The organism is Vibrio sp. 10N.222.52.C3 (assembly GCF_041474195.1).
GTDB classification, from domain to species: Bacteria; Pseudomonadota; Gammaproteobacteria; order Enterobacterales; family Vibrionaceae; genus Vibrio; species Vibrio crassostreae_C.
This window is the reverse complement of the sequence record NZ_JBFRTQ010000235.1, coordinates 1-3,512: the sequence shown is the minus strand read 5'-3', so window position 1 is coordinate 3,512 and position 3,512 is coordinate 1. Positions and strand designations below refer to the sequence as shown.

At 38.0% G+C, this 3,512-nt stretch carries 2 protein-coding genes and 1 pseudogene; 1 reads left to right on the top strand and 2 read right to left on the bottom strand.

The features are described from left to right. Positions 1 to 461 (top strand): annotated as a pseudogene (locus AB4517_RS22615) (response regulator); the annotation flags it as partial. 10 nt (positions 462 to 471) lie between these two features. Here the strand turns inward: AB4517_RS22615 and AB4517_RS22610 are convergent. Together AB4517_RS22610 and AB4517_RS22605 are read right to left on the bottom strand one after the other, a co-directional pair. Continuing rightward, positions 472 to 1,650 (bottom strand): EAL domain-containing protein, encoded by a 1,179-nt coding sequence (locus tag AB4517_RS22610; protein WP_372150095.1) that lies wholly within the window; start codon positions 1,648 to 1,650, stop codon positions 472 to 474. Next, the coding region (locus AB4517_RS22605; RefSeq protein WP_372150092.1) for a response regulator at positions 1,650 to 3,512 on the bottom strand (1,863 nt) is incomplete at its 5' end. The genes AB4517_RS22605 and AB4517_RS22610, both read right to left, overlap by 1 nt.

Genomic DNA, 3,512 nt, shown 5'->3' with positions numbered 1-3,512 from the left:
TCTTATATCTCTTGAGTTTGCTTACCTTTAATCAAGAATTTAAGGAGTATGTACATTCCATAAGAGCGGATATGAATGAAAGCCAGTTGAGTCCAATGTTACTTAAATCTCAAGTAGAGTTGATGAAATCTTTGACAAGTAATCATGCAACTCAGACTGATGTGGTCAATGAAAAGCTTGAGAATGCGAGTATATATCAAGGCTCTAATAAAATTATCGACGCATTAGACGAGCTAGTGGACATTCGTTCGAGAAATATTTACATTCGAGAAGTCAATATGCAACTTATTCAGTTGTTGTCTTTAGGTTGGCCTTCTAATTATTCTGCACGGGACGTAAAAGCTCTGTTGAAAAGCTGTTTTAAAGTCTGTAAAGAACTTTATAAACCAATAGAGCTAAAGCAACTTGGGATATTAGATAACATTGCTTTAGCTGAAAGTAGAGTTGCAAAATTTTCTTAAGTTGTGGCGGTTATTGACGAGTACCGTCTACTTTGAAGTGGTTAGGAAGTTCGTTTAATGGGACAGGCGCACCAGTAAAGTAGCCTTGGCATAGGCTAAAGCCCTGTTGACGTAAAATATGCCAAGTAGCACTGTTTTCTACACCTTCAACAACAGTATTCATACCCATGGTGTCTGCTACCTGGCGTAACATTTTTACTAGAACTTGATGCTTAGGGTTTGTTGCTAGATCAGAAACAAAGCTTCTATCAATTTTCATTTCTGTAAAAGGAAGCTTTAGAAGTTTATCTAATGAGGCATACCCTGTTCCAAAATCATCAATCGATAATTTGAAACCATGTACTCTTAGCCGAGCTAGCGTTGAAAGTGCAACAGGTCGGTTACGATAAGCTTGAGACTCAGTTAATTCCAAAGTTAAGTACTCATGCGGAAAATTGAACGCTTTGCATGCTTCAATGATTTTGTCGCAGATATTTGGTATTGCAAGGTTTTCTTGCGTCATGTTGACCGATACAGAAATATCGAAAGGGCAAGTCGAAATATCACAAAGTGCTCGATTAAGGACGACAAAGAATAGTTGATCCATCATGTTGCATTCTTCGATAGTGTCCATAAATGAAATAGGGCTGAGAATTCCCAGTGTCGGATGTTTAACGCGTGCTAGTGCTTCTACTGAAACAAGCTGCTGATTATCAAAGCGAACTTTTGGTTGGTAATAATTGATAACCTGACAGTTTTGAAAAGCGTCATGTAGATCATGTGCCGACAGGCTATCAGGTGGTTGGTTTTGCCATGTTTGTTCAACACTTTGTGTGAACTTAAGTAGTTCATTTGCTAAGTTAGACTTTAGATCTTTCTTTTTTAGGAGGGACGAGTAGTTGAACTCCAAAAGTGAGCTGATATTTAATGTTAAATCGCAAATATCATCTTCCGCAGAGCTAACAATCACAACACCTAACTCTTTGGTGATTTCAGATATTTCAAGTAATAACTTGATACCGTCCATATTAGGCATGTTAATGTCACAGAATGCCAAGTCGATACTACTGTTTTTCATGAGAGCTAGCGCTTCTATGCCGTCTTGAGCAACATATACATGTTCAACGCCTAACAGACTAAGTTCGATCTTTAATCGAGTGCTCTGAATAAGGTCATCTTCAACGATCATTACTTTCAAGTTATGCTGCATTATTCGATGCCCTCGAGTAGATCTTTTACTTCTTCAACGATTTCGTTCATTTTCTTGGTCAGCATACACTTTTGGCTTACAATTTTTTGAGGATCGAGCCCGTTTTGTAGCTCTTGAGCTAGAGTTGCAATCTCAGTTAGACCTAACATGTTCGCCGTGCCTTTTATTTTATGAGCCAGCGCCCTCAGATCTACATCACTTTTGTCCAAGCTTTCAATGTCTAATGACATTGATTGAATAATGACACTATAAATATCTCGTTTATTTTCATTACTGTAATCCGAGAAATTGCTCTCGATTTCACTCTCAGGCTCTGACGTTGAGAGAGGTTCGGATTTCACTAGAAACTTAGATATGTTGTCATAGATTGCCTTTGAATCGATCGGTTTTGAGATTAATGCGTCAAAGTACTCAAAATTCTCTAAGGTGTAGTTGGATTCTCCAGTACATCCAACAATATTCGCGTAGCCATACAGCCCGATGTTTGTTTTAACTTCTCTTGCTAAACTGTGGCCATCGAGATTTGGCATGTGAATATCTGTGAGGATTAGATCGTACGCACCTTTGCGCTCTTTTAGTTGTGTTAACGCGTGCTGTCCATCATTTGAAACGTCGCTAGAAAGCCCTAGGTCTTTTAATTGATTCTTTAATAAGCATTGATTAATCAGGTCATCTTCAACAATTAATACGTGCCCAATTAGTGTCTCCATCATTTTTTCCTCTGAGAGCTGAGTTGAAGGGGATTTTTGATTATCATTTAATGGCATCAGATCTGAAATAAGTTGATTTAGTTTTAAGTTCAATTCAATCAATGACTCTTGTTCTAACTTTTCTTCATGAGAAACACATGCTTGGTAGAGTGTTGTAGCACCTAGGTTGCCTGCTGTTCCTTTTAATTGATGTACTTTTTGGTGTTCATTGGCTTCAATACTAGTACCACGGTATTGTTCTATGAAGGCGCTTAATAGCTTGAGGTACAGTGCTGTGTTCCCGGCCGCGATTTTTAGGCCAGCTTCTAAATCAATAGTGGAAACTTTGCTTAGCCAGTTCGGGATTGGAGCGACAGGTTTGTCAGCAACCACCTCACCAGCGTCGTTAGTTTCTACAATCTGGTTTGTGAACCATTTTAGCATTTTTCTATACATGTCTTGGGTGTCGATAGGTTTTCCTATGATGTCATTCATACCTGACTCTATTGCTTTATCAATATCTGCAGACATAATGTTCGCAGTCATAGCGATAATCGGTAAAGAAAGTCCTAATTCCTGACGAATCATTTGAGTTGCTTGATAGCCATCTATCTGGGGGAGTTGGCAGTCCATGAGAATACCATCGTATTTTTGTTGACTCAGTTGATGTATAGCTTTCTCACCATCGGAGCAAACATCCAAGCGGGTGACACCTTTAAGTAGAGCTTTTACGAGCTCTTGGTTAATAAAGTTGTCTTCCACTAATAATATATGCTTGTTTTTTAAAGGTTTTAAATTCAACTTCGGAACATCAGCTTGATTTTCTTGGTTATCGAGTATCTCTGGAGCAATATCAAGGATGATCTCAAATGAGAATTGACTACCTTTACCTTGATCGCTTTTAACTGTTAAGCGACCTCCCATGAGTTCAACAAGTTGTTTACTGATAATTAAACCGAGACCAGTGCCTCCATACATACGACTCGTAGATTCGTCTACCTGGATAAAAGGTTTGAATAGCTTATCTATATCTTCACCTGATATTCCGATTCCTGTATCTATAATTTCAAAACTGAGTTTTGTTTTATTTTTGTTTACATTATCACATGAAATTAATAAGTTGATCTCACCTTTTTCAGTAAATTTGATCGCATTGCCTACTATGTTTAATAG

What these genes read in the sequence shown, in the direction of transcription:
- AB4517_RS22610 (WP_372150095.1), bottom strand. Translation starts at nt 1,650, where the DNA reads ATGCAGCATAACTTGAAAGTAATGATCGTTGAAGATGACCTTATTCAG.